Consider the following 3,774-nt stretch of genomic DNA (forward strand, 5'->3'; position numbering starts at 1 on the left):
GTGCTCGCAATCGTATAACAAAGCGTTAAAGCGGACGCATACAACAGCGGAGCTTTTTTCTAACACCATAAGTGCGCCGCTTAACTTATTCGTTAGAGCTACAAGGAAACTCACAGGATGTATCGGATATTACTAATTGGGATTTTTATAACAGTATTCGGGTGTACTTCTGATAGTGCAACTCCAGAAAGACTGCGTCTTGAATGGAACTACGAATATTCATCCCATATTCTTCATGCGAAGCTCATCGAACCCAAAACATCTATCTCTAACAGCAATAAATGCAGCGTAAATTTTTCAGTATTTGAAGTTTTGGAGTCTTTTAAAGGAAGCGCGGCTTCCGGAGATTTACTTCAAATCACGGGCGTCAGCGCACATGAAGTAACAGTAGAAGGCTCAGAACACTTGTTAATGCTAATACCTTTCGTTGCGGAAGACTTTCCGGGTTATGGAGAATGCTCCAATCAAAAATACAGTAACTTTCTTAGTATTCACAATTGGTGCTGCTCAATAGACACCAGAGATGAACACTCTCTTATCGTCTACGATATGATTAACTCGGAACAAAAAAGTGAAAACTACTTGTTGCCAACAGAGCCTATATTCAATTTTTTGCGCCAGCAGGATAAGTAGCTCTAACAAGCGCATAAACGCGCTCACTGCGTTCGCTAGGACCAAAATACAATGCTATGCTGCGCATATGATAGCATTGTATTTTGGCCTGTTATGCGGGCGTTATAACTCAATATGAATTCGCACACTGGAAAACTAATCAATGAGTTATTGGAGGCTTTAACCGCATTAAATATGCAATCGGAAGCCCAGAAAATCATTGAATTCAAAGAACAACTTGATTCAGATAGTCAGCTTGAACGAATAGCTGCATCAAAGCAATTCGTTCAACGTTGTCACGTCAAATGGTACGGAGATCTCAATCTGCCAATAGATAGAAAGTCGGACTATCCAGTCTATGTATTCTTAGATGAATTAAGAAAGGCTGTTCAAACTGAGGTGCAATGAGTTATAACAAGGCGCTTAAGTCGTTCCCTTCGGTCACTGGGACAAAAATACAATGCGGCTTCGCTATTCTCGCATTGTATTTTTGCCCCTTAGCTAAGCGTTAGGCATACAAGGAGAGTTCAGTGAAAAAATTAACGTTAGTATTTATATTCCTTATTTTATCTTTTTCAACTTCTGCAAATGACAAGTTCACGGCAGATCAGTTAATCGAAAAAGCAAAGGCATTTGTATCAGCCAAAAATGCGCGCCAACAACCAAATACAACCACTAAAGAAATAGACCATTATATATCGCTATTATCTGATGATTTCATCGATGAACATGTTAAATTCAAGTTTACGTATACTGATAAAACGAAACTCCGTTCAGATATGGTTGGTAAACTAAAAGATGAAGTTATAAACAGCAATATTGAGATAAACGAAATTATGGTAGGGGCTAATGTTGTTTTTATAAAAATGACTGAAATGGGTAAAGTTAAGCCTGCACATTTAGATAAAACCATTGAATATAGTAAAACTAATATTGTCTCATTAGAGTTTGACGAATCAGGTTTAGTAAAGCATATCCGCCGACACCACGGTTAATGTATGCCTAACAAACCAATGCATAGGACGCTTTCTCGCTGGCTGCGTTCGTGCCTCACTTAGTTTAGCCAGCGTTCAATCGCCTGTGATTGGGGCGTTATGTTTACTGAGGTGATATGGATAGCCTTATTGCACTTATAGTCTTAGTCATTGCTTACGTCATATCTATTAAGCTTTTATGGCTGGCTTATTCGTCTATTCATTGGCCGACTGTAGAAGGAACAATTGTGGAATCCAGTGTGTTAAGGGTGGATTGGGATGAAGATCCTCATTTTAAGCCTTTGATAAGATATAAGTTTAAAGTTAGGTCTAGTTCGTTTGAGTCAGATAACATTATGTACCAATCGTTCAATCCAGTATTAACCGAAGATCAAGCGTTGGAAAAAATTAGTGACTTTAATGTTGGTGATAAAGTTATTGTTTATCACCACCCCTCAAAACCGGGTGAGTCGGTTCTTTTACCAGGCTTATCTCATCACCAAAAAGCCTTAGTTATCGCTATAGTAATCATGACTGTTATTTTGGTAATGTTAGGTGCCAATGTAATGTAAACATAACAAAAACATTAAGCACGTTCGCTTTCGCTCACTGGGACACATACTCTTTGGCGGGCTTCGCTATTTTCGCCAAAGAGTATGTGTCCCTTATGTTAAAAGTTATGTGCCTTAAATGAACTCGAAGGAAGAACATCTTTTAAAGAACTATCATAACCTGCTTCCAGAGAAAGATAGGATGGTAGCTCGCTGGCTAGTCGAAGAGTGGGATAGAGAAAGCAACTTGCTCCCAAGGTGGTTAAGAAATAAGGTTTGGAGCTATTTTCCTTTTAAGTACCGCGATAAGCCAAAAGCATTGGCAAGGATCATATGTTTAAAACTGTTGAAGGAAAATAAAAATGAAATTTCTCTGCGCAGATAAGCACATAACAAAAACATTAAATACGTTCGCTACCGCTCACTCGGACAAATACTTGCTGGCTGCTTCGCATTATAGCCAGCAAGTATTTGCCGCTTATGTTAGAAGTTATGTGCTTAAAGGTAGGTTATGAATTTTTTTAAAAGTTTAGTGTTATTAATATTAGGGTTTGTGATTGGGATAATCGTAACCTTATCTTTCGTTCAAGATTCTACAGAAAAAATCAACTCTACCTATAATGAAATCCAAAGCACTATGTTTGAAGTTGCCGAGTTCGGGCTAAATAGAGACCTATTCATTCTTCGAGCTCGGTTAAAAACATCTAGCCGTTTTTTACAAGTATATGAAAACGGAGATGATATTAAACAATCACTATCTAAAGAATTAATCGAAATAAAGAATAGTCTTGTTGAAAATGAAGAATTATTAATTGAGGTAGATAGTGAAATTCTAAAGTTGTACAAAGATGTTAAGCAAGAACTGGATGCTATGGAACGTGATTTTGAATTCCATTTCGGTCCTTTATCAACACGCACATAACAAAACGCTCAAGTCGCAACCCGCTGCGCGGGTCGCTGGGACAAAAACACAATGCGGCTTCGCTATTTTCGCATTGTGCTTTTGCCCCTTAGCTTAGTGTTAGGCGTCAATTTAAATGCATATCCCTTTTTTAAAAACAGAACATCTAGAACTAATCGCTCCTAGTATTGACGCCCTGCCAATTTATTTGAATTTTTATTTAGACCCAGAGGCATCAAAACAATATGGTGGCCCACTTTCTCGCGAACAAACGTGGGCTAGACTTAAAGCAGATATTGGCTCTTGGGACTTACTTGGTTTCGGTGTCTGGATTGTAAAAGAAATAGAAACAGGCTCCTTACTTGGTACTTGTGGTTACTGGAAAGGTTGCGATTGGCCAACAGAATTAACTTGGTGGCTGCTTCCTTGCGCTCGCGGCAAAGGCTATGCCACAGAAGCGTCCAAAGCAGTCATCAACTATGCATATGAACACTTCCAATGGAAGGCAGTAGAAACATACATGAATGACGATAACCTACCTGCTCGAAATCTCGCCCTCAAATTACGAGGCATTAAACAGCGGCGAGATAAATTCCCCGATGGTTTAGAACGTGATATTTTTCAACTCCCCAGAAACGCCCAACAAGGCGCTTAACACGTATGCCACTGCGTGCCATACTGGGACAAATACGCGGCGCGGCTTCGCCATTGTAGCGCCGCATATTTGCCCGTTAGC

General features: G+C 39.4%; 6 protein-coding genes. All 6 read left to right on the forward strand.

Annotation, left to right across the window (positions count from 1 at the left end; genetic code table 11):
- The first annotated feature begins 117 nt into the window (after positions 1 to 117).
- A complete protein-coding gene (locus J3L16_RS15555; protein ID WP_207613983.1) occupies positions 118 to 633 on the forward strand; it encodes a hypothetical protein in 516 nt (171 codons plus the stop codon).
- A gap of 114 nt (positions 634 to 747) precedes the next feature.
- Positions 748 to 1,020 (forward strand): hypothetical protein, encoded by a 273-nt coding sequence (locus J3L16_RS15560; protein ID WP_207613984.1) that lies wholly within the window; start codon positions 748 to 750, stop codon positions 1,018 to 1,020.
- Positions 1,021 to 1,142: 122 nt separating this feature from the next.
- Positions 1,143 to 1,607 (forward strand): nuclear transport factor 2 family protein, encoded by a 465-nt coding sequence (locus J3L16_RS15565; RefSeq protein ID WP_207613985.1) that lies wholly within the window; start codon positions 1,143 to 1,145, stop codon positions 1,605 to 1,607.
- Positions 1,608 to 1,723: 116 nt separating this feature from the next.
- Entirely contained in the window at positions 1,724 to 2,158 is a 435-nt protein-coding gene (locus J3L16_RS15570) for a DUF3592 domain-containing protein (RefSeq protein ID WP_207613986.1), read from the forward strand.
- A 490-nt stretch (positions 2,159 to 2,648) separates the two neighbouring features.
- On the forward strand, positions 2,649 to 3,059 hold the full coding sequence (locus J3L16_RS15575; protein WP_207613987.1) for a hypothetical protein: 411 nt from the start codon (positions 2,649 to 2,651) through the stop codon (positions 3,057 to 3,059).
- A 115-nt stretch (positions 3,060 to 3,174) separates the two neighbouring features.
- Positions 3,175 to 3,693, forward strand: a complete 519-nt coding sequence (locus J3L16_RS15580; RefSeq protein ID WP_207613988.1) for a GNAT family N-acetyltransferase — start codon at positions 3,175 to 3,177, stop codon at positions 3,691 to 3,693.
- The last annotated feature ends 81 nt before the right edge of the window (positions 3,694 to 3,774 follow it).

The organism is Alteromonas sp. 5E99-2, assembly GCF_017368475.1.
Classification (GTDB): Bacteria; Pseudomonadota; Gammaproteobacteria; order Enterobacterales; family Alteromonadaceae; genus Alteromonas_F.